General features: G+C 53.4%; 22 protein-coding genes. 21 read left to right on the forward strand and 1 reads right to left on the reverse strand.

Annotated elements, in window-relative coordinates; translation table 11 throughout:
* Nucleotides 1-185 precede the first annotated feature (185 nt).
* Entirely contained in the window at nt 186-2,189 is a 2,004-nt protein-coding gene (locus ACJJJB_RS02150; RefSeq protein ID WP_445365641.1) for a hybrid sensor histidine kinase/response regulator, read from the forward strand.
* 72 nt (nt 2,190-2,261) lie between these two features.
* Here the strand turns inward: ACJJJB_RS02150 and ACJJJB_RS02155 are convergent, their stop codons facing one another.
* Nucleotides 2,262-3,065, reverse strand: a complete 804-nt coding sequence (locus ACJJJB_RS02155; protein WP_445365642.1) for an inositol monophosphatase family protein — start codon at nt 3,063-3,065, stop codon at nt 2,262-2,264.
* Between the two features lie 134 nt (nt 3,066-3,199).
* Between ACJJJB_RS02155 and trmJ the strand changes: the two genes are divergently transcribed.
* The 20 genes from trmJ to der all read left to right on the forward strand — a co-directional run bounded on the left by trmJ (nt 3,200) and on the right by der (nt 24,538).
* Nucleotides 3,200-3,991 (forward strand): tRNA (cytosine(32)/uridine(32)-2'-O)-methyltransferase TrmJ, encoded by a 792-nt coding sequence (gene trmJ / locus ACJJJB_RS02160; protein ID WP_445366258.1) that lies wholly within the window; start codon nt 3,200-3,202, stop codon nt 3,989-3,991.
* 105 nt (nt 3,992-4,096) lie between these two features.
* The gene (gene iscR / locus ACJJJB_RS02165) at nt 4,097-4,573 is read left to right on the forward strand and encodes a Fe-S cluster assembly transcriptional regulator IscR (RefSeq protein ID WP_026304944.1); all 477 of its coding nucleotides are present in this window, start codon (nt 4,097-4,099) and stop codon (nt 4,571-4,573) included.
* A gap of 63 nt (nt 4,574-4,636) precedes the next feature.
* Nucleotides 4,637-5,851, forward strand: coding sequence for an IscS subfamily cysteine desulfurase (locus ACJJJB_RS02170; RefSeq protein ID WP_445366259.1), 1,215 nt, complete (start codon nt 4,637-4,639; stop codon nt 5,849-5,851).
* Nucleotides 5,852-5,878: 27 nt separating this feature from the next.
* Nucleotides 5,879-6,301 carry a Fe-S cluster assembly scaffold IscU gene (gene iscU, locus ACJJJB_RS02175; protein ID WP_020412162.1) on the forward strand — a complete coding sequence of 141 codons (423 nt, stop codon included), beginning with the start codon at nt 5,879-5,881 and terminating at the stop codon, nt 6,299-6,301.
* A 14-nt stretch (nt 6,302-6,315) separates the two neighbouring features.
* Nucleotides 6,316-6,666: an iron-sulfur cluster assembly protein IscA gene (gene iscA / locus ACJJJB_RS02180; RefSeq protein WP_445365643.1), complete on the forward strand. Its 351-nt coding sequence runs from the start codon at nt 6,316-6,318 to the stop codon at nt 6,664-6,666.
* A 126-nt stretch (nt 6,667-6,792) separates the two neighbouring features.
* Entirely contained in the window at nt 6,793-7,323 is a 531-nt protein-coding gene (gene hscB / locus ACJJJB_RS02185; protein ID WP_445365644.1) for a Fe-S protein assembly co-chaperone HscB, read from the forward strand.
* Between the two features lie 78 nt (nt 7,324-7,401).
* Complete coding sequence (gene hscA, locus ACJJJB_RS02190) at nt 7,402-9,273, forward strand: Fe-S protein assembly chaperone HscA (RefSeq protein ID WP_020412165.1); 1,872 nt, start codon at nt 7,402-7,404, stop codon at nt 9,271-9,273.
* Between the two features lie 50 nt (nt 9,274-9,323).
* On the forward strand, nt 9,324-9,662 hold the full coding sequence (gene fdx, locus ACJJJB_RS02195) for an ISC system 2Fe-2S type ferredoxin (RefSeq protein ID WP_020412166.1): 339 nt from the start codon (nt 9,324-9,326) through the stop codon (nt 9,660-9,662).
* Nucleotides 9,663-9,690: 28 nt separating this feature from the next.
* Entirely contained in the window at nt 9,691-9,885 is a 195-nt protein-coding gene (gene iscX / locus ACJJJB_RS02200; protein WP_020412167.1) for a Fe-S cluster assembly protein IscX, read from the forward strand.
* Between the two features lie 203 nt (nt 9,886-10,088).
* Entirely contained in the window at nt 10,089-10,517 is a 429-nt protein-coding gene (gene ndk / locus ACJJJB_RS02205) for a nucleoside-diphosphate kinase (protein WP_282951468.1), read from the forward strand.
* Nucleotides 10,518-10,580: 63 nt separating this feature from the next.
* Nucleotides 10,581-11,699 carry a dual-specificity RNA methyltransferase RlmN gene (gene rlmN, locus ACJJJB_RS02210; protein ID WP_020412169.1) on the forward strand — a complete coding sequence of 373 codons (1,119 nt, stop codon included), beginning with the start codon at nt 10,581-10,583 and terminating at the stop codon, nt 11,697-11,699.
* A 272-nt stretch (nt 11,700-11,971) separates the two neighbouring features.
* On the forward strand, nt 11,972-13,876 hold the full coding sequence (locus ACJJJB_RS02215) for a cytochrome-c peroxidase (protein WP_445365645.1): 1,905 nt from the start codon (nt 11,972-11,974) through the stop codon (nt 13,874-13,876).
* Between the two features lie 602 nt (nt 13,877-14,478).
* Nucleotides 14,479-16,425 (forward strand): cytochrome-c peroxidase, encoded by a 1,947-nt coding sequence (locus ACJJJB_RS02220; protein WP_445365646.1) that lies wholly within the window; start codon nt 14,479-14,481, stop codon nt 16,423-16,425.
* 368 nt (nt 16,426-16,793) lie between these two features.
* Nucleotides 16,794-17,573 (forward strand): type IV pilus biogenesis/stability protein PilW, encoded by a 780-nt coding sequence (pilW, locus tag ACJJJB_RS02225; RefSeq protein WP_040628362.1) that lies wholly within the window; start codon nt 16,794-16,796, stop codon nt 17,571-17,573.
* Nucleotides 17,563-18,522 (forward strand): RodZ domain-containing protein, encoded by a 960-nt coding sequence (locus tag ACJJJB_RS02230; RefSeq protein WP_445365647.1) that lies wholly within the window; start codon nt 17,563-17,565, stop codon nt 18,520-18,522. The genes pilW and ACJJJB_RS02230 overlap by 11 nt, the downstream gene beginning before the upstream one ends.
* Before the next feature lie 100 nt (nt 18,523-18,622).
* On the forward strand, nt 18,623-19,735 hold the full coding sequence (gene ispG, locus ACJJJB_RS02235) for a flavodoxin-dependent (E)-4-hydroxy-3-methylbut-2-enyl-diphosphate synthase (RefSeq protein WP_020412174.1): 1,113 nt from the start codon (nt 18,623-18,625) through the stop codon (nt 19,733-19,735).
* A 57-nt stretch (nt 19,736-19,792) separates the two neighbouring features.
* Entirely contained in the window at nt 19,793-21,055 is a 1,263-nt protein-coding gene (hisS, locus tag ACJJJB_RS02240; protein ID WP_445365648.1) for a histidine--tRNA ligase, read from the forward strand.
* Between the two features lie 70 nt (nt 21,056-21,125).
* Nucleotides 21,126-21,839, forward strand: a complete 714-nt coding sequence (locus ACJJJB_RS02245) for a YfgM family protein (RefSeq protein WP_445365649.1) — start codon at nt 21,126-21,128, stop codon at nt 21,837-21,839.
* On the forward strand, nt 21,839-23,002 hold the full coding sequence (gene bamB / locus ACJJJB_RS02250; RefSeq protein WP_282951459.1) for an outer membrane protein assembly factor BamB: 1,164 nt from the start codon (nt 21,839-21,841) through the stop codon (nt 23,000-23,002). The genes ACJJJB_RS02245 and bamB overlap by 1 nt, the downstream gene beginning before the upstream one ends.
* Nucleotides 23,003-23,143: 141 nt before the next feature.
* Nucleotides 23,144-24,538 carry a ribosome biogenesis GTPase Der gene (der, locus tag ACJJJB_RS02255; RefSeq protein WP_353376880.1) on the forward strand — a complete coding sequence of 465 codons (1,395 nt, stop codon included), beginning with the start codon at nt 23,144-23,146 and terminating at the stop codon, nt 24,536-24,538.
* Nucleotides 24,539-24,574: the final 36 nt, after the last annotated feature.

Consider the following 24,574-nt stretch of genomic DNA (forward strand, 5'->3'; position numbering starts at 1 on the left):
ACGGCCCCGCTTTGCGGGGCCTTTTTTATCTGTCACAGCATTTCCGTTTGAAACAATTCTTTAAGTTTGTGACCTCTTGTAGAATTCCCGCAGATGTTATTGCCGGGTGAATAGACGCCCTTTTTACTACTCGGTATAAATGACCCATTTCTACCGCAAGCGAATACCAACAAATTGAGCGCAGTGTGTCCGAGTCACAAGTTTCAGGCCAACCTCCCCTCCTATTCCAGCTGGCTACCTCCGATGAGCTGCACACTTTGGATGCTGCTCGGCTTACCCGACAAGCTGCGAACCTGCAGGGATTATTGCAGGATGTAGATTGCGGGCTGTGGGAGTGGCATTTGAAAACCGGTGCCCAGAGAGCCCAGGGAGATATTTGGCTCCTGTTTGCAGACAGCGCCCGCGGTGCATTGGAATCCCTTTGGACTGGCAGTGAGCTGCGCCAGGTCCATATAGACGAGCGCGATCGTATTTTTGCTTTGCGTGAGCAAATTAACGGTGTTGGTGGCTACTTTGATACTTGTTTCCGCGCTTATGATGTCTCAGGCCAGTTGCGTTGGCTGAGGGTATGGGGCAGGACGATTCACAGCAGTGATTCCAATGGAACAATCGCTATCGGCAGCTGTGCCGATTACAGTGAAGCCCTATCACAGAGCTATCTTTCAAACCTACCGGCTGAGCGTCCCTTACAGGCTCTCTCTGGTGTTGGCGATGGCTTGTGGGAATGGGATCTGCGTGCAGATGAGATGGTGTTAGACGATGCCTGCTGGAGCATACTCGGTTATGAGGTGAGCCCCATTCGCAGTATCGGGCGTTCGGCTGCGGCACAGTGGAAGGCCAGGGTGTTGTCTGAAGATGCTTCCCGGGTCGAGCAGGCCATGCAGGACCACGTGCGTGAGCGCCTTCCCCTTGATGTTGAATTTCGCCTGTGGCGTTCTGATGGAAGTATTGTCTGGGTGCGCTGCCGGGGTAAGGCCCAGCTCAACAGTCGCGGCCAGCCGGTACGGGTATTAGGTACCCTGCAGGATATCAGTGGTAGCCGCGAGACTTTATCGCGAGTGGAGCGGGAGCTACAGCAGCAGCGCGAAGAGAATGCGCATCGTGCAGATCTGCTTTTTAGTCTGAGTCACGAACTGCGTACCCCACTGAATGCGATACTGGGCTATAGCCAGATGGTGGAACTGGACCAGACCCTCAATTCGGACCAGCGGCAGAGGCTGGGAGAGATTCGTCGCGCCGGCCAGCATTTGTTGCACTTGGTTGGGGATGTGCTCGAACTGGCTCGTATTGATAGCCGGCGCCTCGGTCCGTCAATGGAATCCATTCGCCCTGCGGAGCTTGTAGCCGAGTGCAAGCGTCTCCTTGAGCCCCTGGCTGAAACTCGCCGGGTGAGCCTTGTTTTTGAGCCTCTGGGTTGGGAGTCCGCATATATTTGCGCGGATCCGGTGCGCTATAAACAGGTGGTTCTCAATCTCGCCGGCAATGCGGTGAAGTACAACCGGGAAAATGGTCGCGTCATTATCAACTTTGCCCCAGAGGCTGAAGGCTGGTTACGCTTGAGTATCCTCGATACGGGTAAAGGTATCCCACCGGAGCGGCGTACCGAAGTGTTCGAGCCATTTAATAGGCTGGGCGAGGAAAAAGGTCATATTGAGGGCACGGGTGTGGGGCTTGCGATTGCCAAGCGCTTGACCGAGGCCATGGGTGGGCGCATTGATTTTGATAGCCAGGAGGGGCAGGGATCGATTTTTTGGATCGAGTTTCCCATGATTGATGCTCCTGACGCGCTGATGTCTTTTTCTGCCCAGCCGGAGGTGCCATCACATTTGCCTGAGGGGCGCCTATTGCTTGTGGATAACCGCCCTACAGCTGCGAGCAGGTTGAAAGAAATGTTGAAAGATACCCCGCAGATCCAGTGCCTGGTAGCCACTGATGTTGTGGAGGCGATTTTTATTGCGCGAACTATGCATCCCGAAGTGTTGCTGTTTCACAGTGAACTGCCGGGTATGTCTGCGGCGGACCTGGTGCGTATCCTTGAGGAGGATATTTCCACTCGGTCGACGCGTTTTGTTTTGATTGGTGAAAATCCTACAGGGGAGAGTCACCCAATGTTGCCGGATCAATTCGATTTTGTGCAGCTTTCGAAAGTGCTGGCGGAGAGCCTTGTGGGTGCAGGCCGATCTACCTGAAATGCACTCAGGTTGTACTGAGGAAAAGTTGTAAATTACCCGACCATTAGCCGGGTAATTTACATCGCGGGGTTAGCGGATATCACCGAGGTGCTTGCCCACGATTTGTATCAGGGGCTTGAATACTTTGGGGGTGGCGCACACCAGATTGCCGGAATCCAGGTAGTCTTCCCCACCGCGGAAGTCGCTGATCAGGCCGCCTGCCTCTTTTACTAGCAGGGAGCCCGCGGCGATATCCCAGGTGTTCAAGTACATTTCCCAGAAACCGTCAAAGCGACCAGCTGCAACATAGGCCAGGTCCAGGGCTGCGGCGCCTGGGCGGCGGATACCAGCGGTCTGCCCGGCGATTTCTTTCAGGGCGGATAGGTAGGGGTCGATGTTTTCCAGGGCCGGGCCATTAAAGGGCAGGCCAGTACCGATCAGCGCTCCGCGCATGCCCTGGCGCGGGGATACCCTGATGCGGCGTCCGTTCAGAGCAGCACCGCGACCACGACTTGCGGTGAATTCCTCTCGTTTAATCGGATCCAGCACCACGGCATGTTCAATGCGACCGCGATAGCGGCAGGCGATGGAAATCGCAAACTGGGGTACGCCATGGATAAAGTTAGTGGTGCCGTCGAGAGGATCGATAATCCATTCGTAATCGGGTTCCGCACCCTCCAGCAAGCCGCTTTCTTCAGCGCGAATGCTGTGTTTGGGATAAGCCTTGCGAAGGTGATAGATGATCTCCTGCTCGCTGGCTTTGTCCACTTCAGTGACGAAATCGTTGCGCGCTTTCTCCTCGAATTTCATCAGGTCGCCGCGCTCCCAGGCCCGTTCGATCAGTTCTCCGGCCTTGCGCGCCGCGCGCAGGGCAATATTTAGCATGGGTTCCATAACTATTCCGCACTAAGTGGTTGAAGGGGTTAAAAAGCAGACTGCGAGTTGACCGCAGCGGACGCGATTGTAGGGATTCCCATCCATTTTTGCTACACTCGCGCGCCCCCATGACACCGATTTATTACTTCAGTATGGCCAAGTCCCCTTTAGATACGACTCCGCTCAATGCGCTCGACAATGTGCGCGTGGTTTTGGTTAACAGTGCCCACCCCGGTAATATCGGAGGTGCGGCGCGCGCGTTAAAGAATATGGGCTTGAGCCAACTTTACCTGGTGGCTCCGCGTGAATTCCCGGCGGCCAACGCAATTTGGCGCGCGGCGGGGGCGGCGGAGTTGCTGGATAGCGCTGTGGTTGTAGATACCCTGGAGGAAGCGGTAGCGGATTGTGGTCTGGTGGTGGCAACCAGTGCCCGAGAGCGCCGTATACCCTGGCCACTGCTGACCCCGCGCCAATGTGGTGAGCGAGCGGTCGCGGAGGCGCCAAACCACCCGGTGGCGCTGGTCTTTGGGCGCGAAGACCGTGGGCTTACCAATGAAGAGCTTCAGGCCTGTAACTTCCATGTACATATCCCGGCAAACCCGGAATACAGTTCCCTGAACCTGGCAACCGCTGTGCAGGTACTGGCTTACGAAGTGCGTATGGCCGCCTTGGAGGCCGAAAAGGGGGAGCCGCTGAACTATGCCGACTGGGATCGCCCCCCAGCCAAGGCCAGCGATATGGAACTGTATTTTGATCACCTGCAGGAGTCCCTCGGCGAGCTGGGCTTTATCGACCCTGACAATCCCCGTCAGACTATGACCCGCTTGCGTCGACTATTTAGTCGAGTGCGCCCTGATGATATGGAACTGGGTATCCTCCGCGGCATGCTGACCTCTATCCAGAATTACATCCACCGCACAGGAGGTAAGGGACGCCCCGACTAGGTAAATACCCGAGTTGGGCGGGGGGTTATATACTTGACTGTAGTGCTGGGTTATTCCATACTCGCGCCCCGATCGGAAAAGGCTGTACATCAGTTTGGAGCTGATATGCGTTTGACTACTAAAGGCCGCTATGCGGTCACCGCCATGCTGGATCTGGCGTTACACGCAGAGCGTGGGCCGATCAGCCTAGCGGATATTTCCAAGCGCCAGGGTATTTCCCTGTCTTATCTGGAACAGTTGTTTTCCCGCCTGCGCCAATCTGGTTTGGTTTCCAGTGTACGTGGTCCCGGTGGCGGCTATCGCCTGGCCCGTGACGGCGAAGAAATTTATGTGGCACAGATTATCGATGCGGTAAATGAATCTGTGGATGCCACCAGTTGCGGTGGCAATGCCGATTGCGCCAATGGCGAACAGTGCCTGACACACTATCTCTGGTCTGATTTAAGCGACCAGATTCACGGTTTTCTGAGTGGTATCAGCCTGGCCAACCTTGTGGCTCGTGCGGAGGTGCAGGAAGTAGCGCGTCGACAGGATATGCGTGAGACACCGGAAGAGCGCATCGCCGTACTTGGCGGACTATAAGTGCCGGCCCGGTTGGGGCCGGGACGGGGTATTAGAGATTTATTGAGCGGAAACGGTATGACTATGAAGCTTCCCATCTATCTGGATTATTCAGCTACCTGTCCGGTGGACCCGCGCGTCGCCGCAAAAATGGCGGAACAGCTGACGATGGAAGGCAATTTCGGAAACCCGGCCTCCCGTTCCCACCTGTTCGGCTGGAAAGCGGAAGAGGCAGTGGAAAATGCCCGTCGACAAGTGGCGGAGCTGATTAATGCGGATCCGCGTGAAATTGTCTGGACAAGCGGTGCCACCGAGTCCGACAACCTGGCTATCAAGGGTGCGGCCCATTTCTATCAGGGCCGTGGAAAGCACATCATCACCTCAAAGATCGAGCACAAGGCGGTGCTGGATACCTGCCGCCAGCTAGAGCGTGAGGGCTTTGAGGTCACCTATCTGAACCCGCGTGAGGATGGCATCGTTTATCCCGAGCAGGTGGAGGAAGCACTGCGTGAGGACACCATTTTGGTGAGCTTAATGCACGTCAATAACGAGATTGGTGTAATCAACGATGTTGCCGCGATTGGCGAACTGTGCCGTGCACGCAAAGTAATTTTCCATGTGGATGCGGCGCAGAGTGCCGGCAAGTTGCCGATTGACCTGCAGGAAATGAAGGTCGATTTGATGTCCTTCTCCGCCCATAAGATTTACGGCCCCAAAGGGGTCGGCGCCCTGTATGTTCGCCGCAAGCCACGGGTGCGCCTGGAAGCACAAATTCATGGTGGTGGGCACGAGCGCGGTATGCGTTCCGGCACCCTGCCCACTCACCAGATTGTGGGTATGGGTGAAGCTTTCCGCATTGCCAAAGAGGAAATGGCGCAAGAAGGAGAGCGACTGCTGGCCCTGCGCAATCGCTTCTGGAATCAAATCAAGGATATGGAAGAGGTTCATATCAACGGATCTGCGGAACAACGTGTGCCCGGCAACCTGAATGTCAGCTTTGCGTTTGTAGAGGGCGAGAGCCTGATTATGTCCCTGCGCAACCTGGCGATCTCTTCCGGCTCAGCCTGTACATCCGCCAGCCTTGAACCGAGCTATGTGCTGCGTGCCCTGGGTGTGAACGATGAACTGGCACACAGCTCACTGCGTTTCAGCTTCGGCCGCTTTACCAGCGAGCAGGATGTAGATACTGCTGCTACCGAAGTGCGCAAAGCGGTTGAGAAGCTGCGCGAACTGTCGCCTCTTTGGGATATGTACAAAGACGGCGTAGACCTGAACAAGATTGAATGGGCCGCTCACTAAGCGCGCGCAAGAGTTAGGAGAACAGTCATGGCCTATAGCGATAAAGTAATTGACCATTATGAACATCCCCGCAATGTCGGGCGAATGGATGACAAGGCGGACAACGTCGGAACTGGAATGGTTGGGGCACCTGCCTGCGGTGATGTGATGCGCCTGCAAATCCAGGTAAGTGAAGAAGGGGTCATTGAAGACGCCAAGTTCAAGACCTATGGCTGTGGTTCTGCTATTGCCTCCAGCTCCCTGCTCACCGAGTGGGTAAAAGGGAAGACCATTGATGAGGCAGAGCAGATCAAGAATACCGCTATCGCTGAAGAGTTGGCCTTGCCCCCGGTAAAAATTCACTGCTCGGTACTGGCGGAAGATGCGATCAAGGCTGCGGTGCGCGATATTCGTGAAAAGCGCGGTGAATCTGCCAATGCTGGTGAAGCAAAAGAGTCCGCCGCAGGTTAATTCTACTGGGCTATGTGCCCTACAGCAGTGAAGGTATTGTTTTGGCTATTACCATGACCGAGGCCGCCAAGGCTCACATCAAGAGTCAGCTGGCCAAGCGCGGCACAGGTATCGGTATCCGGGTAGGAGTTAAGACCGCCGGGTGCTCAGGCTTGGCCTATGTACTGGAATTTGTCGACTCGACAGAAGCCGAAGATGTGGTGTTCGAGCAGGACGATGTAAAGCTGATCGTCGACCCCAAAAGTTTGGTTTACCTCGATGGAACCCAACTGGACTTTGTCAAAGAGGGGCTAAACGAAGGCTTTACCTTCTCCAACCCTAACGTGAAAAATGAGTGTGGCTGCGGAGAAAGTTTCCACGTTTAATCGGAACTCGCCGCAGCGAGGCCGGGTGCACTGTGCATGCCGGCCTTTTTATTGGTCCGGTAGCGACTGCCGGGCGGGGGCGCCGCCGCCCAGTTTTTAAGGCCCAGTGCCGGTAGGTGAACTGAGATGGCAACCAACCTGACCCATTTCGAAATATTCGGGCTTGAGCCCACCTTTGAACTCGATCGCAACGCCCTGGCAGCGCGCTATCGGGAATTGCAGAGGGAATTCCACCCGGATAAATACGCTTCCAAATCTGAGCGTGAGCAGCTGCTGGCTATCCAGATGGCGGCACAGATTAATGAAGCCCACACCGTTCTGCGCGACCCGGTGCAGCGCGCCGCATATCTACTTAAGTTGGCCGGCGTGGAAGTACCGCCGGAGCAGACTACCGCCGATACGGAATTCCTGATGCAGCAGATGTTGCTGCGTGAACGCCTCGAAGAGGTACGGGAGCAACCCGATCCAGCCTCCGCCCTTGAAGAGCTTGCCGTTGAAGTGCAAGGCCTATTCCACAATGAGCAAAAGCAATTTGCTGAGGTTTTTGATGCTGGCAAGTTGGTTGAGGCCGAGGGCTCCCTGCGCAAACAACAGTTCCTGGTGAAGCTGCAGTCGCAGATTGAAGAACTGGAAGCCGATCTGTTCGGTGATTACTGAGCGACAATTGATAATAACTTGGGATATGGCACTGATTGTGCCGTGGCAACGCCACCCTGACGATAGAAGAGATTAGCAATGGCATTACTGCAAATTTCCGAACCGGGACAGAGCCCCGATCCTCACCAGCGCAAGTACGCTGTGGGGATTGATCTGGGGACCACCAACTCGCTGGTGGCGACTGTGCGTAGTGGTTCAGCAGAGGCCATCGCCGACGAGCAGGGCAGAGTGATACTGCCCTCGGCGGTACACTACGGCAGCGAGACTATCACCGTGGGTGCCAAGGCCCGAGCACGGGCCGCGCAGGACCCATACAACACCATGATCTCCATCAAGCGCTTGATGGGGCGTGGGGTGGCAGATGTCAAAAGTCTTGGTGAGCAGTTGCCTTACCACTTCGCTGACAGCGATGGGGGTATGCCTTCCATCGAAACTGCTGCCGGCCCGGTAAACCCGGTACAGGTATCTGCGGAGATTCTAAAAAAGTTGGCTCAGCGCGGCCGCGAGGCTCTATGCGGCAAGGATGGCGGTGAGCTGGATGGTGCGGTGATTACCGTGCCGGCATACTTTGATGATGCCCAGCGTCAGGCCACCAAAGATGCGGCCAAGCTGGCAGGTTTGAAAGTATTGCGTCTACTCAATGAACCTACGGCGGCGGCTGTGGCATACGGCCTGGACAGGGGCGAGGAAGGGGTTATAGCAGTCTATGACCTCGGTGGTGGTACCTTCGATATTTCCATTTTACGCCTGTCCCGTGGTGTTTTCGAAGTGATGTCGACTGGGGGTGATACCGCACTCGGTGGTGATGACTTTGATCGTACCATCGCTGCCTGGATAGCCGAACAGGCAGGTCTGGGTACGGACCTGGATGCCGCTACCCAGCGCCAGCTCCTCGATAGTGCCTGTGCGGCGAAAGAAGCCTTGGCCAATGCCGAACAGGCGGAGGTGAGCCAGGGAGATTGGCAGGGTGTATTCGACCGGGCAACTATGGCCTCACTGCTGGATCCCTTGATTGATAAAACCTTACGCGCTTGCAAGCGCGCTCTACGCGATGCTGCCATCGACGTTGAGGAGGTGCAGGAGGTAGTGCTTGTAGGTGGCTCTACCCGTACCCTGCGGGTGCGTGAGCGGGTCGAGAATTATTTCGGCCGAGCGCCTCATGCAGAAATAGACCCGGACCAGGTTGTTGCTATTGGTGCGGCCTTGCAGGCGGATATGCTTGTGGGCAACAAATCTGATGATGAGCTGTTATTGCTGGATGTGATTCCCCTATCGCTTGGAATCGAGACCATGGGTGGCCTCACTGAAAAATTGATCGCGCGCAATACGACGATTCCGGTGTCTAAGGCTCAAGAGTTCACCACTTTTAAGGATGGTCAGACAGCGATGGCTATCCATGTAGTGCAGGGAGAGCGGGAGCTGGTGAGCGATTGCCGCTCACTTGCGCGCTTTGAGCTGCGCGGTATCCCGCCGATGGTGGCAGGTGCGGCTCATATCCGTGTGACTTACCAGGTGGATGCGGATGGCTTGCTGTCAGTTAGTGCCGTGGAGAAGAGCAGTGGTGTCAGTGCAGATATCACAGTCAAGCCTTCTTACGGGCTTGAGGACAAGGATATCGCCCGTATGTTGCAGGATTCCTATACCCATGCTGCAGAAGATATTGCCCTGCGCGCCCTGCGTGAGGCACAGGTAGAGGCAGAGCGTACCTTGGAAAGCCTGCTAGTTGCACTGCGTGAAAATGGTGCTCAGTTGCTGCAGGAAAATGAATTAAACGAGCTGGAACTTGCTATGGAGGCGTTGCGTCTGGCCCATAACGGTGGCGATGCAGAAGAGATTCGTCGTCGTATGGAAGCTCTGAATAAGCTGTCGGAACCCTTCGCTGCCCGGCGAATGGATGCGTCGATTAAGCGAGCGATGCAGGGCCACAGCCTGGATGAATTCGATAAATAAGCGGCTGGGGCACAGCCCCGTCGGATTGAGACCATAGAGAGTCAGTACCCATGCCGAAGATTGTATTTTTACCCCATGCCGAAATTTGCCCTGAGGGTAAGGTCGTGGAAGCGGAGAGTGGTGTCAGCGTAATAGATGCAGCGCTGGCCAACGATATTGAAATTGAGCATGCCTGTGAGAAGGCCTGTGCCTGTACCACCTGTCATGTCATCGTACGCGAGGGTTTTTATTCCCTTGAGGAGCCTGATGAGCTGGAAGAGGATCTGCTGGACAAGGCCTGGGGGCTGGAGCCCGAATCTCGTCTCTCCTGTCAGGCCATCGTTGAGGATGAAGACCTGGTAGTCGAGATTCCCAAGTACACAATAAACCAGGTTTCGGAAAAGCACTGATCGGTGCGGGTATTGGGGGAGCCAAATAATGAAGTGGACTGACATTCACGATATCGCCATTGAACTTTGCGACACTCACGAAGAGGTGGACCCACTTACCGTTAACTTCGTCGATCTGCGTAACTGGGTAATGGCGTTACCGGGGTTTGATGATGACCCTGATCGCTGTGGCGAGAAGATCCTGGAGGCGATCCAGGCCGCTTGGATTGAAGAGCGAGAGTAGTTGAGTGGAGTTAACCGAGTATTGGTAATGGAGTACAAAAGTCGATCAATACCCCGTATAATCCGCCGGCCGCGAAATGCGGTGATCAAAATTTGAGTACCCCCGGCCCGGTGGGTACGGAAGGAATATCAGGAAAGAGCAACTGTGCAGGTTGCTCTTTCTGTATGTAAGTTCAGTAACGAAAAATCACATTGGAGATAACCATGGCCCTGGAGCGTACCCTTTCCATCATCAAGCCGGACGCAGTAGCCAAAAACGTAATCGGTGAAATCGAGAGCCGTTTTGAGAAAGCTGGCCTGAGCATTGTTGCCATGAAGATGGTGCACCTGTCCCGCGAAAAAGCTGAAGGTTTCTACGCTGAGCACAAAGAGCGTCCTTTTTTCAAAGACCTGGTTGATTTCATGACTTCCGGCCCGGTTGTTGTACAGGTTCTCGAAGGCGAGAACGCTATCCTGGCAAACCGTGAGCTGATGGGCGCTACCAATCCGAAAGAAGCTGCTGCTGGCACCATCCGCGCTGATTTCGCTGACAGCATCGACGCCAACGCAGTACACGGCTCTGACTCCGCAGAGTCCGCTGCCCGCGAAGTAAGCTACTTCTTCGCTGACGACGAAATCTGTCCGCGCGCTTAATTTGTGTGCTGAAATCGCACTGGTCCGTCTGGGCCGGTGCAGTTCTTCCCCGAGGTGAAATGAATGACCGCTGAGAAAACCAACCTGCTCGGCCTTTCTGTTGAAAAGCTGGCCGCCTTCTTTGAATCATTGGGCGAGAAGCGTTTCCGCGCTATCCAGGTTTTAAAGTGGATTCACCAAAACGGGGTGAGTGACTTTGCTGAAATGACCAATGTCAGCAAGGCACTGCGCCAGAAACTGGCAGAAGTTGCTGAAATTCGCGCTCCGGAAGTATTGGAGCAGTGGGATTCTGCCGATGGTACGCGCAAATGGCTCATTAAAGTTTCTGGTGATAATGCCATCGAAACCGTTTATATCCCCGATGGGGATCGCGGTACTTTATGCGTATCCTCCCAAGTGGGCTGCTCCTTGGATTGCAGTTTTTGTGCAACCGGAAAACAGGGCTTCAATCGGGACTTAACTGCTGCTGAAATCATTGGGCAGGTGTGGATTGCCTGTAAGTCTTTCGGCCAGCTACAGCCGAAAGGTCCACGCAAGGTAACCAATGTAGTGATGATGGGAATGGGTGAACCCCTGCTCAACTTCGACAATGTAGTCGATGCCATGAACCTGATGATGGAAGACAACGCCTATGGCATCTCCAAGCGCCGCGTAACCTTGTCTACCTCAGGTGTAGTACCCGCATTGGATCGCCTTGCGGATGTTACTGATGTAAGCCTGGCGATATCCCTGCATGCGCCCAACGATGAACTGCGCAATGAGCTAGTACCGATCAATAAAAAATATCCGATTGCGATGCTGTTGGATTCTGCTAAGCGCTATATCGACCGCATGCCAGACACCCATCGTAAGATGACCATCGAATATACGCTGATGCGCGAGGTTAATGATCGCCCTGAGCATGCTGAGCAACTGGCGGAACTACTGCGCGATGTGCCAGTAAAAATTAATTTAATCCCTTTTAATCCGTTTGAGCTTTCCGATTATCAGCGGGTGAGTAATAACGCTTTGCGACGCTTTCAACAGATTTTACTCGACAAAGGTTATACCGTAACCGTCAGAACCACTCGCGGTGATGATATTGATGCAGCTTGTGGTCAATTGGCAGGAAGTGTGAATGACCGGACCCGCCGCTCTGAACGCTATCGCAACGCTGAGCGCCCTGTCCGTATTGTTGGCTGAGTACCAATTTAACCTGAGTGTCTTGAGCTGGCGATTAGCTGGGATGCCAGGTGGTCCTAAAACATCTTCTTCCGATCTGGGTGGCTTAGAGCTGCAGTTTTGGTAGAAGATAGTTTTTAAATCTTTTATTCCTCTCTAAGTGGTAATTCCTCGCACGCCTTGCCTTCGATTTGGTGGTGCCTTTTTTTACTCCGCAGTCAACCAACCCGCAGGGTAACGCGTTAACAGTCCAGAACTTTTTAAAAAGTAGATGGAAGGGACTGTTAAATTATATGAACGTTCAGAAACTGGATTTAATGCTATTTTCCAGAGCCTTATTACGGCTTTTTTTTCTAACACTCGTTTTGATAATGCTTGGTTGTGGCTCGGGGTCGTCCGGTGGTGAGGATCGCTCGGTTCCGGATATTGTAGGGGGTGATCCCGATCCCGATCCCGATCCCGATCCCGATCCCGGTCCTGCAGAGGGAAGCTCACCTGCAGAATTGATTGGTCATGCTTACTCTGGAACTAGTATCGGCCTTGTCTGGGAGCGGGATGGTGAAACCTATTTCATCTATCGTAATGGAAAAAAAATAGCGGAAGCCAGCAATAACTTTTTTATCGACCAGAGCTTATCGGTAGATACTGAGTACGCGTACTCTGTCAATACCGTTGATGCGGCCAGCGAGCTGGAAGCCTCCCAGATCATCGTTAAAACATTAGTCAATGATACGAACGAGGGGCTGAATAACGGCACAGAAGATGATGTTTTAAATGAGCGTATATCCGCTTTTGAGGAATGTAAAAATGCTTCCAGTGCGGTGGACTTGCTCGAAGAAGACCTGGATAACTGTTTGGCAGCTATGCTCAAACTCAACCGTATGGCCCCTCTTGTCGAAGACATACGCGCTTTTGCCGCACGTGTTCGCAGTGAGCAGGAGCCTGCTTTGGTGGAGCTGGGAATGCGCCTGTTCCACAACAAATCCTTAAGTGCAAATCAAGATGCCTCCTGTTCGTCCTGCCATCATCCCGCGATTGGCTGCGGTGGGGATGACCTCTCAATGCCGGTGGGTATTAATGCTATAGATACCGCCCTGCTGGGGCCGGGGCGCTCAGATGGTGTTAACGAAGTACCTTTAGTGCCAAGGAACTCACAGGCTATTTGTAATGCCTCACTGTGGTCTCGGGGCCTGTTCTGGGACAATCGGGTTTCTTTAAGCCCTGATGGTGTCCTCAGAACAGACTCGAGAGATGTTACGAATAATACCGTCAATGCTGTAGGAACTGGCTCGTTGGCACTGCTTATGGCACAGGCACATTTTCCGGTAACTGCTCCGCCTGAGATGGGGGATATCACCGACTTTGGATATGATGATTCTGTTGATGAGAATTTTACTTCCTATCGCGAGGATATATTAGCAGCCAGCCTGGATACTGCAGCTTGGGGGGCCTTGTTTACTTCCGCTTTTGGTGATCCCGAGATAAATTTCAGCCGTATTGCTCAGGCAATTGCGGCTTATGAAGCCGTACAGATATTTATCGATAATCCATTTTTTGAATATGTCGAGGGGAATCTGGAGGTGCTCAACGCTGAAGAGAAGCGCGGTGCAATCACTTTTATGTCAAGAGATGCCGGTTGTACTTTCTGCCATAAAGGGGCTTTCTTTACCTCTGAGGCACTGATGGCTGCCAATTATCCTCAAATAGGCATAGGCACGGATGCAAGCGGAAGTGGTGCGGATTTGGGGGGAGAGGGGTCTTTGGGGCTTGGAGCCTTCCGTGCGCCTACTCTGCTAAATGTAACTATCACGGGCCCTTGGGGGCATAGCGGGCAATTTGGCACTCTGAGAAGAAATGTCGAACACTACAGCGACCAAGGAGCTTCCATCCTTAGATATTTTGAAAATAACGAGATGTGTGATCTTGACCAATTTAAAAATCTGCAGGATTGTCCGAGCAAGGTGGCTCCCAATGGTTTGGCTCACTCCCAAGATATTCTCGATGGGAACGATGGAGGAGGCATCAACCGTTTGACCGAAGACGAAATTGACTTTGTTGTGACATTCCTGGGTACGCTTACTGATCCGAATGCAGCGGATATCAGTTCCAATGAGATTCAGTTCCTGATACCTCCAAGAGATGGCGGCCCAGACGGTAAGCAGCTGGATGCAAAAGACCAGAGCGGAGAAATCTTATAAGTTTCAGTTAGATTTTTCCCGGACTGCATAAAATATTAAAAATAATATGGCGAGTATAGAGGGTATGGTTCCTACAGCTCTCTATGCTCAGCAATCATAGCAATCCTAGTATTGTAGAAGCAGCATGCTCTTGCGAATGGCAATTGTAAAAAATATCTACATTGACTGGTACTGCCATTGTGTCGGGCTCGGGTTAAAAATAACAGATAATTCTTGCCCCCGAAGATCACCTTAACCGCACTGACAGTTTGCGACCCCCTCAACAGAAATTGTCGGGTAAAGGCGCTAAATTGTTTACTCCTATGGCTGAAGCGACTGGTAGTTAAATAGCCAGGCTCTGTGGCCAGTTGGCCATCAAAGTAGAATCAGTTTTTTGTTAGCAACAATTGCCACCAAGGCAGTAGATATTGTTTTGGGTTTATTCAAACGGCCAAGGCAAGAGATAATTCAGATCTTTATCCTTTGAAATTAAAAAGGACTTTTGTTGAGTTTCAGCAAACCCTGGGGATGTTAGCTTTTGGTGCCGCAAGGGGCACTAGTTCGCTTATTGCCTGTCCAGAGCTTCTCAAATGAGGTTTTAGTGGCGGGGTCGGTCAGATTTTATGAAAGTTCATAGTAAAAATTCGAATGTATCGATCATGGTATTGCTGCGACTGTTGATCCTGCCACTGTTTGTGTTGGTAGCGGGTTGCAGCTCGGGCTCTTCCGGTGGGGATGACAATCCGTCCTCTGATCCAGTTGCAGATGGCAGTGGCGGAGATATAGGCACTGGTGGAGATGTAGGTGGTGATGGCGGCTCGGACACCAGTACAGGCGGTGATAATGATACTGGGGGTAGCTCCCAACAGGGAGGTGCTCCCGCAAAGTTAATTGCTAATGCTTTTTCCGGTACCAGTATCGGACTCTCGTGGGAGCGTGATGGGACAACCTATTCCATCTATCGTAACGGTGAAAAAATTGCTGAAACGAGTAATCACTACTTTGTCGACCAGGGGCTTTCGATAAATACAGAGCACACCTACACAGTGACTGCTGGAGACGTCGATAATGATAGTGACATCGCCCGGGTCAGTGCAAAAACCTTGCTGAACAATACCAATAGCGGGCTCAGCAGCGGCGCGGATATTGAGGTGGACAATGATCGCATTTCTAATTTTGCAGAGTGTAACAATGCACGCAGTGCATTGGATCTGCTTGATGCAGATTTGGATTCCTGCCTTCAGGCCATGCTTGAGCTGAATGGTATGGCCTCTCACTTGGAGGATATACGGGCATTCGCCGCCCGAGTCCGCAGTGAGCAGAGCCCCGCAAAGGTGGAGTTGGGTATGCGCTTATTCCACAACAAAAGCCTCAGCGCCAATAACGACACCTCCTGCTCGTCCTGCCACCAACCGGTTATGGGTTGTGGAGGCGATAACCTTTCTATGCCTATTGGAGTAAGCGCGCTCGATCCGGCTCTAGTGGGGCCGGGGCGGTCAGATGGTTTTAATGAAGTGCCTGTTGTGGCGAGAAATGCCCAACCGATCTGTAATGCCGCACTTTGGACTCGAGGGCTTTTCTGGGATAACCGTGTGGCAATTACAGATCGGGGGCTGAGAACAGACTCCCGCGATGTCAGTAATAATACCGAAGCGGCAGTGGGTATTGGTACCCTGGCTCTAATGATGGCCCAGGCACATTTTCCCATTACCGATGCTGCAGAAATGGGGGACATTACCCAATTCGGCTACGACAATACTATTGAAGGTGGATTTACCGCCTATCGCGAAGAGATAATTGCGGCAAATCTGGAGAGTGCCAGTTGGAACTCGTTATTCAGCGCTGCTTTCGGTGATCCTGAGATTAATTTCAGCCGTGTTGCTGAGGCTATAGCTGCTTATGAGGCAGTACAATTATTTATCGATAACCCCTTCTTTGATTATGTGGATGGTAATCCGGATGCTTTGGATAACGATGAGAAGCGCGGGGCTATTACCTTTATGGCGGGTAATTCGGGCTGCACTAACTGTCATGGCGGCGCCTTCTTTACTACCCAGGGGCTTAGGGCTGTAAGTTATCCACAAATAGGCGTTGGTAAGGATGCTAGCGGTAGTGGTGCCGATCTGGGTGGTAATGGTGCGGGTAGTTTTCGTATTCCAACACTACTCAATGTCGCCATCACAGGCCCTTGGGGACACAGTGGCCAGTTCGCCACGTTAAGGAGAAATATCGAGCACTATCGCGATCGATCAGGTTCCATTACCCGATATTTTGCCAACAGCGAAATGTGTGATTTGGAGCAATTTGTGGGGCTGCAGGACTGTGCCAATAAAGTGGCTCCCAATGGCCTGGCTCATACCCAGGATATTCTCAGTGGGAACGGCGGGGGCGGAGCCAATAATCTCAGTGATACAGAGATCGACCTGGTGGTGAAATTCCTTGGAACACTCACTGATCCGGATGCTGCCAATGCCAACTCTAATGCGATTCAGGCTCTGATGCCCCCTCGGGATGGTGGCCCAGATGGCCGGCAGCTAGAGGCGAAAGACCGCGAGGGCAACGCGCTATAAATGGGAGCCAGGAGAATACTATTCCGCAGAATATTATTAGCTCTGTGATATCCGCACTTTTTCTCTCCTGTAAGCCCGCGACAAGTCGGGCTTAGTAACTGTTAATTGGAATTCATTGGGGTTATGGAGCTGCAACGGGCTGTACTTTACGGCAGTATAGGGCCCGGGAAGCACAGGTTAGGGGTTACGACCGGTTGATGGGACGGCAAATAGTGACTGGGTTTGTGTTGAAAAATTAATCAGCCCTGGGCGTATAGCGAATTTCGGTTGACGGATGTAGCAGGTCTTACGCCGCCTAGCTGGGGTTGACTGCGCCCAAGGTGCTTCCGCTAGATGGACAGATAAAAAATAAATTTACAGGTGATGTTGTGTCTGCAAAATCTTTTGGCCTGCCGTTTTTGGGGCTGTTATTTACTGCTCTGTTGGGGGGCTGTGTAACGACTGGGTTGCCTGAGCGCCAGGAAGTGAACCTGGATAAGGCCCTGGAAACTCACGTGCAGTTGGGGCTGCGCTATCTGCAAAGCGGTGATAACCGTGAGCTGGCCAGGCGTCATTTCAATAAGGCTCTGGAATTAGGCAGGAAAAACCCACTAGCCCACCATGGCCTGGCTTTGTTATATCAGGCAGATGGCGAGCTGAAGGTGGCTGAATCCCACTTCAAGAAAGCCCTGCGTTATGGCGATAACTTTTCCATGGCGCGCACCAATTTCGGGGTTTTTCTCTATAAGCAGGAGCGCTACAAAGAGGCGCTGGAGCAGTTTCGCCACGCTTCAAAAGACCTGACCTATAACCGTCGCTTCTTCGCCCTGGTTAATTATGGCCGCACTGCCAGCCGACTGGGTATGCTGGAGGAGGCTGAACAAGCCTACACTCGCGCTTTGGCCCTGAATGCAAATCTACCTGTGGCCCAGCTTGAGCTGGCTGAGTTGAAGTTTGAGGCTGGCGATTATGCCGTGGCCAAGCAGTACCTGGATAAATACAGCGAAAATAACCGCCAGACACCGCGGTCCCTGTGGCTGGGTATCCGCATCGAAAAGGTGTTTGGGAATCGTGACAAGGAGCTCAGTTACGCGCTTGCCTTGAAGAATTTGTACCCGTACTCTGCGGAAACACTGAAATATCAGGAGTTGAGTGGTAATGACGGATAGTAGTTCCGCGCACCGCGATAGCGGTGAAGCCGTACCCCCGACACAAACGTCCCCAGTTTCTCCAGGTAGCATCCTGCGTGCAGCGCGTGAGGATGCTGGCCTGTCCCGTGAAGATTTATCCCGGCGCTTGTGTATTATCGATAACACGGTGGAATGGCTGGAAGATGATATTTTCGAGCGTCAGCCCGAGATAGTTTATGCACGTGGCTATATCCGCAATATCTGTAGGGAGCTGGGTGTTCCTTCAGAGCCAGTACTCACCGCCTATGATTCCGCACGACCTCAGCCGCAACCACGCAGTGAAGGCCGCCGTATAGAGGTGAAGGCCGATGCCCTGCGTCCTGCCCGTCGAAAGGGACATGGAGTGTTGGCAATATTGCCTCTGCTTGCTGCCGGGGGCGTCTTTTGGTGGCTCTATGGCGGTCCGGTAAATATTCCCTCTGTACCAATGCCAGTGGCACTGACGGAAGAAGTTTCCCAGGCTCCTGAGGAGATACCAGGGCAAAGTGCGGCAATTCTAAAGCAGGAAAACAGTGCAATAGAGCAGGGTGATTCTACTTTTGTATTGCAGGAAAGCCCTGTTGACCTCAATAGCGAGCAGATTGCCGTTGAGGCCCCCACTGTTGCTCTCGCGGCTCAGTCACAGGCGACTTCTGCCGAGCCCTTATCGGAGCTTCCCGCCGAAGTGGCGCAACTGGATCAGCAACTGCAAGGTGCCTTACGGCTCAGTTTTGATGAGGACTCCTGGATTGAGGTGAAAGATGCAGGTGGTGTAGTACTCTTAGCCGGAGTGCAGGAAGCGGGCACTTCCAAAGAGCTGGATGGGCGCGCACCTTTTGAGTTGATGCTGGGAAATGCCCGCGCGACCAAAGTGGTTTATCGCGAGCAAACGATAAATAGCGACCCTATTGGAAACCGCCGCACTCGACGCCTGATCGTTGGTGATTGAAGTGATTCCCTCAGTTTGGGCGCGAATACTGTAGGTTTGCGCCCAATCTCTCTATAATCTCCCCTCGATTTTTTAGCAGCAATACTGCCAGGTCAGCCCTATGCAATTTGAATCTCCCATTGTTCGCCGCAAGTCGCGCCAGATCATGGTAGGAGACGTACCGGTCGGAGGTGATGCCCCGATATCGGTGCAAAGCATGACCAATACTGAAACCTGTGATGTAGCCGCTACAGTGGGGCAGATCCAACGTTTGCAGAAGGCCGGTGCCGATATTGTGCGGGTATCCGTGCCTAGTATGGAGGCCGCTGAGGCCTTTGGGGAAATTAAAAAGCAGGCCGATGTACCGCTGGTTGCGGACATTCATTTTGATTACCGCATCGCCCTGCGCGTGGCCGACTTGGGGGTGGACTGCCTGCGCATTAATCCCGGCAATATCGGCCGAGAGAAGCGTATCCGCGCCGTGGTTGATAAAGCCCGCGATCTGAATATACCGATTCGTATTGGAGTAAATGCGGGCTCCCTGGAAAAAGATCTGCAGAAAAAATACGGTGAGCCAACGCCTGATGCACTGGTGGAGTCCGCCCTACGCCATGTGGATATCCTTGATGGTCTGGACTTCCAGGACTTCAAGGTGAGTGTAAAAGCCTCGGATATCTTTATGGCAACAGCTGCCTATCGCAAACTGGCCGAGCAAATTGAGCAGCCCTTGCACCTGGGGATCACTGAAGCCGGTGGTCTGCGTGCGGGCACGGTGAAATCTGCGATTGGCCTCGGTGCCCTGTTACTCGATGGTATCGGCGATACGCTGCGTGTGTCCCTGGCGGCGGACCCTGTTGAAGAGGTCAAAGTGGGCTGGGACCTGCTCAAAAGCCTGCGCTTGCGCAGTAAGGGTATTAACTTCATTGCTTGTCCCAGTTGTTCGCGCCAGAATTTCGACGTGGTGAAAACCATGAACGAGCTGGAGACACGCCTGGAAGATATCACTACACCGCTGGATGTGGCTGTGATCGGTTGTATCGTCAATGGTCCTGGAGAGGCGAAGGAGGCGGATATCGGCCTTACCGGCGGCACTCCCAGCCATGCTATTTATGTAGACGGTCAGCCGGATCGCAAATTTAAGAATGAGAACCTGGTGGATGACCTGGAACGCCTGATTCGTGACAAGGCTGCAGCCAAGGCTGAGCGCGAAGCGGATATCATCGCCAAGGCGTAGCGGGCTCCAGCCTGCAAGCACCATCCGAATAGTTGAGTTAAATATTAAGGAACAGCGTTGAAACAACTTCGCGCAATTCGAGGCATGAACGACCTGCTGCCGGAACAGTCCCCGGTTTGGCAGTATGTGGAAGCCACTCTCAGTGAACTTTTTACCCGCTATGGCTATAACGAGATTCGTACGCCCACGCTGGAGGCGACCCAGTTATTCAGCCGCGCGGTGGGTGAAGCCACCGATATTGTCGAAAAGGAGATGTACACCTTTGAAGACAAGAGCGGTGACAGCGTTACTCTGCGCCCTGAAGGTACCGCCGGTACTGTGCGCGCAGCGATTCAGAATAACCTACTGATCCAACCCCAGCGTTTGTGGTACTTTGGTCCCATGTTCCGCTATGAGCGCCCACAGAAGGGCCGCCTGCGCCAGTTTCACCAATTTGGTGTGGAAGTGTTCGGTATCGAAGGCCCGGATATCGATGCGGAAATGCTTATTATGACTGCGCGCCTGTGGCGCCAGCTGGGTATCAGTGAGCATGTGACCCTGCAACTCAATTCCCTCGGTAATTCAGACAGTCGTGCGGCCTATCGCGATGCATTGGTGGCCTATCTCAGCGAGCATCGCGAGCAACTGGATGAAGATAGCCAGCGCCGCCTCGAGCGCAACCCGCTGCGTATTCTCGATAGTAAAAATACGCAAACTCAGGAACTGCTCGCCGACGCCCCCTGTCTACTGGACTTCCTTGATGAGGAATCTACCGCCCACTTCACCCAGCTGCGCGCGCTACTGGATGCCGCAGATGTGAAGTATGAAATCAACTCTAAACTGGTACGCGGTCTCGACTATTACGGTAAAACCGTATTTGAATGGGTGACTGATAGCCTCGGTGCCCAGGGCACAGTCTGTGCCGGTGGTCGCTATGATGGTCTAGTAGAGCAGATGGGGGGGAAAGCCACTCCAGCGGTTGGTTTCGGTCTTGGGGCTGAGCGCTTGGTGCTGATGCTGGAAACCCTCGAAGTTCTGCCGGATAGCCTGGCGCAACAGGTGGATGCCTACCTGGTGGCGGTGGGTGATGTACAATCAGCCGCCTTAGCTGCTGCAGAGCAGCTACGGGACGAGCTGCCCTGGTTGCGCTTGCAGGCGCACTGCGGTGGCGGAAGCTTTAAGAGCCAAATGAAGAAAGCCGATAAAAGCGGTGCCGATTATGCACTGATTATTGGCGAGGATGAGGCCGCAAATGGTCAGATAACAGTGAAATACCTCCGTTCTGAGCAGCAACAACAGACCCTCCAGCTGAATGAGCTGGCCGCACTGTTACAGGGCTGATCAAAATACTCCGGGGGGCGGAGGCCCCCGTCGGGAAAGTTAGAAAACCACAGGAAAGGCGATTTACCCAATGTCTGAGCATCTTACCGAACAAGAACAAATAGAAACGCTGAAGCGCTGGTGGGCGGAGAACGGCAGGGGCATTGTTACCGGCGTGGTCCTGGCTCTCGCCGGCTACTTCGGCTATCAATGGTGGCAGGGTGACCAGCGCGGCAAGGCTGAAGCAGCTTCTGACCTGTATCAAAATTTTGTTGAGGCGGTATCCGCCAATAACAATCAGCCGGACAATAAACAGCTGACGACCGCAAAAACACTGGCGGAGCAGCTCAAGAACGAGTTTGGCAGTCGTATTTATGCCAGCCAGGCGTCACTGCGCTTGGCTGCCATCGCTGCAGATAACAATGATCTGGAAGCAGCTCAGCAACAGTTGCAGTGGGTGATCGATAATACCGAAGAGACTGCCCTGAAGCTGTTGGCCAAGCGCCGACTTGCCTCGGTAATCGCTGCGCGCGGTCAACCCGATGAGGCTCTGAAGCTGATAGAAGGCTCTGTGCCGCCAGCGTTTGCTGCTCTCTACTCTGAAACTCGTGGAGATATCCTGAAGCAAAAAGGGGATAATGCCGGTGCGCGTGCAGCGTATGAGAAGGCAATTTCTGAGTTGCTGCCGGAGCAGGCTGGTAGCACCCAACTGCTTCGCCTCAAGGCTGATAGCTTAGCAGTAGTGAGTGACGAAGCTGTGCAGGAACAGAATCGAAGTGAGCCAGCACCAGAGGGAGATGAGTAATGGGATTTCTCAATCGCGCTGCGGGGCGTACAGCTGCAGTAGCCCTGGCAATCGCCCTGGCTGCCTGTGCCTCCAACGATGAAAAGGAAGATGTCGAGCCGGTTGAGCTGGTGGATATCAATACCAGTGTTGAGCTGCGTGAGGTCTGGTCAGCGAGTATTGGTGATATCGATAAAAAGCGCTATGCCATGCTGCAGCCGGGTCTGGCTGATGGCAAATTGGTTGCGGCCAGTAGTGATGGTGAAGTTACCGCATTTGAACGCAGTACCGGCCAGCCTCTTTGGGAAACTGACCTGGATATCGAGTTAAGTGGTGGTGTTGGTGTCGGTCTTGGTATTGCGGTTGTAGTGGACTACCGTGGTCGGGCCATAGTGCTCGACCTGAACAATGGTGCAAAGTTGTGGAATTACCAGGTCTCTGGAGAAGTGGTTTCTGCCCCTGCGGTCGGTTCCGGGGTTGTGGTTCTGCAAACTGTCGACGGCAAGCTGGTTGGCCTGGATGCAGGTACCGGTGAAGAGCTCTGGAGTCATAATACCACCCTGCCAGTATTAACTCTGCGCGGTACTGCGGCTCCCGTCATCAGCGGTGGCTTGGTGCTCGCTGGCCTGGACAACGGTAAACTGATCGCCCTGGATGCCCGTGATGGCACTCCCCGCTGGGAACAGCGAGTTGCTATACCCCAGGGCTCCGCTGAGTTGGAGCGAGTTGTGGATATCGATGGCTCTCCGGTTGTGCGGGGTGATCTGGTATTTGCGGCGAGTTATCAGGGCAGGGTTGTTGCCCTGTCCAAAGATGGCGGCCGGGGCTTGTGGGCCCGCGACGCCTCCACACATCATGCGGTAGCGGTTGGTGGTGGCCATGTCTACCTTAGCAGTGTCTCTGGTAGTGTGTACGCCTACAATGTGGGCAATGGCCAGATTGTCTGGACGAACAATGAGTTGTTGCGCCGAGAGCTTAGCGGCCCGGCTTATTTCCAGGGTGTCATTGTTATCGGTGACTTGGAAGGTTACCTACATGTTCTCGATCCAAACACTGGACAGTTTATTGGCCGTGAGCAGGTAGATGGCGATGCGATTCGTATCCCCATGCTGGTGGATGGCGATCTATTGTTTGTCCTTTCGGATGACGGTGAGCTGGTTGCCCTGCGCCTAGCTCAGGGCTAAAAAACCTCAATATTGATGGTGGACAACTGTCTACCACTGGGCCTCAGGCCCGCAAAAGGAGCCTGCTTAGCAGGTGAATTGAAATCGCCCGCCTCGAGCGGGCGTTTGTATTTATTTATTAGGCTAAAAGCCAGAATTTGTATGCTGCCAGTAATCGCCCTGGTCGGGCGCCCCAATGTGGGCAAATCCACCCTGTTTAATCGTCTTACCAGGAGCCGTGACGCCTTGGTGGCCAACTATGCAGGTCTTACCCGTGACCGCAAATATGGTGAGGCGGAGATCGACGGGCGCAAAGTACTCCTGGTTGATACCGGTGGTATTAGCGGCGGGGAGGAAGGTATTGATGCTGCCATGGCGCAGCAATCTATGCAGGCTATAGAAGAGTCGGATATTGTCCTGTTCCTGGTGGACAGTCGTGCCGGGCTCACCCCTGCAGACCAAATGATCGCCGAGCGACTGCGTACTCGCTCCAAGCCCACTTTTCTTGTGGCCAACAAGGTTGATGGAGTCAACCCGGATATTGCCTTGGCTCCGTTCTATGAGCTGGGTATCGGTGAGCTGTTCCCAACTACTGCAACACAGGGGCGTGGCGTTCGCTCATTGATGCAAAGAGTGGTGGAAGATCTACCTGAGGTGATAGAACCCGAAGAGGTTGATGAGGCCACCGGGATCAAGATTGCTATCGTCGGCCGACCCAATGTGGGCAAATCGACCTTGGTCAATCGACTATTAGGCGAGGATCGTGTAGTTGTTTATGACCAGCCGGGAACCACCCGCGATAGTGTCTATATCAATTATGAGCGTGACGAGAAACCTTACACCTTGATCGATACTGCGGGAATCCGCCGGCGCAAGAACATTAAGGAATCGGTAGAGAAGTTCTCTATCGTAAAAACCTTGCAAGCGGTGGAAGATGCCAATGTGGTGGTTCTGGTGATTGATGCCCGTGAGGGCCTGGTGGATCAGGATATGCACCTTATGGGTAGTGTGATCCAGGCTGGGCGTGCCTTGGTTGTGGCTCTGAACAAGTGGGATGGCTTGGAAGCGGATCATCGTGAATACGTGAAAGCAGAGCTGGAGCGCCGCTTGCGCTTTGTTGATTTCGCCGATGTGCATTTTATTTCTGCACTGCATGGCACAGGTGTCGGTCATTTGTACGACTCTATCGAATCGGCCTATCAGAGTGCTACAGACAAACTCTCTACCAACCATCTGACTCGTATTCTCCAATGGGCAGTAAGTGAGCACCAACCACCATTGGTGCATGGCCACCGTATCAAACTGCGTTACGCGCACGCAGGTGGACAGAATCCGCCGGTGATTGTGATCCATGGCAACCAGACAGAGCAGGTACCGGCCCACTATGTGCGCTATTTGGAGAAGACCTTTCGCAAAGCCCTGGACCTGCAAGGGACTCCGGTGAAGATTGAGTTTCGTACCAGCGCCAACCCCTATGCCGATAAGAAAAACAAGCTGACGGACCGGCAGAAGGCTAAGAAGCGCCGTCTGATGAAGTTTGTGAAAAAGAAAAAGTAAGGCTTCTAGCGCCAGTCAATCCAAGTGTCGCAAATC

Source organism: Microbulbifer variabilis, from assembly GCF_052468405.1.

Excerpts from the sequence above, each read along its gene's own strand:
- fdx (WP_020412166.1), top strand. The coding sequence starts at position 9,324 with ATGCCGAAGATTGTATTTTTACCCCATGCCGAAATTTGCCCTGAGGGT.
- ACJJJB_RS02220 (WP_445365646.1), top strand. The coding sequence starts at position 14,479 with ATGAAAGTTCATAGTAAAAATTCGAATGTATCGATCATGGTATTGCTG.
- ACJJJB_RS02215 (WP_445365645.1), top strand. The coding sequence starts at position 11,972 with ATGAACGTTCAGAAACTGGATTTAATGCTATTTTCCAGAGCCTTATTA.
- ACJJJB_RS02155 (WP_445365642.1), bottom strand. The coding sequence starts at position 3,065 with ATGGAACCCATGCTAAATATTGCCCTGCGCGCGGCGCGCAAGGCCGGA.
- ispG (WP_020412174.1), top strand. The coding sequence starts at position 18,623 with ATGCAATTTGAATCTCCCATTGTTCGCCGCAAGTCGCGCCAGATCATG.
- der (WP_353376880.1), top strand. The coding sequence starts at position 23,144 with ATGCTGCCAGTAATCGCCCTGGTCGGGCGCCCCAATGTGGGCAAATCC.
- iscX (WP_020412167.1), top strand. The coding sequence starts at position 9,691 with ATGAAGTGGACTGACATTCACGATATCGCCATTGAACTTTGCGACACT.
- hscA (WP_020412165.1), top strand. The coding sequence starts at position 7,402 with ATGGCATTACTGCAAATTTCCGAACCGGGACAGAGCCCCGATCCTCAC.
- ndk (WP_282951468.1), top strand. The coding sequence starts at position 10,089 with ATGGCCCTGGAGCGTACCCTTTCCATCATCAAGCCGGACGCAGTAGCC.
- ACJJJB_RS02230 (WP_445365647.1), top strand. The coding sequence starts at position 17,563 with ATGACGGATAGTAGTTCCGCGCACCGCGATAGCGGTGAAGCCGTACCC.
- trmJ (WP_445366258.1), top strand. The coding sequence starts at position 3,200 with ATGGCCAAGTCCCCTTTAGATACGACTCCGCTCAATGCGCTCGACAAT.
- hscB (WP_445365644.1), top strand. The coding sequence starts at position 6,793 with ATGGCAACCAACCTGACCCATTTCGAAATATTCGGGCTTGAGCCCACC.
- ACJJJB_RS02245 (WP_445365649.1), top strand. The coding sequence starts at position 21,126 with ATGTCTGAGCATCTTACCGAACAAGAACAAATAGAAACGCTGAAGCGC.
- iscR (WP_026304944.1), top strand. The coding sequence starts at position 4,097 with ATGCGTTTGACTACTAAAGGCCGCTATGCGGTCACCGCCATGCTGGAT.
- rlmN (WP_020412169.1), top strand. The coding sequence starts at position 10,581 with ATGACCGCTGAGAAAACCAACCTGCTCGGCCTTTCTGTTGAAAAGCTG.
- iscU (WP_020412162.1), top strand. The coding sequence starts at position 5,879 with ATGGCCTATAGCGATAAAGTAATTGACCATTATGAACATCCCCGCAAT.
- ACJJJB_RS02170 (WP_445366259.1), top strand. The coding sequence starts at position 4,637 with ATGAAGCTTCCCATCTATCTGGATTATTCAGCTACCTGTCCGGTGGAC.
- bamB (WP_282951459.1), top strand. The coding sequence starts at position 21,839 with ATGGGATTTCTCAATCGCGCTGCGGGGCGTACAGCTGCAGTAGCCCTG.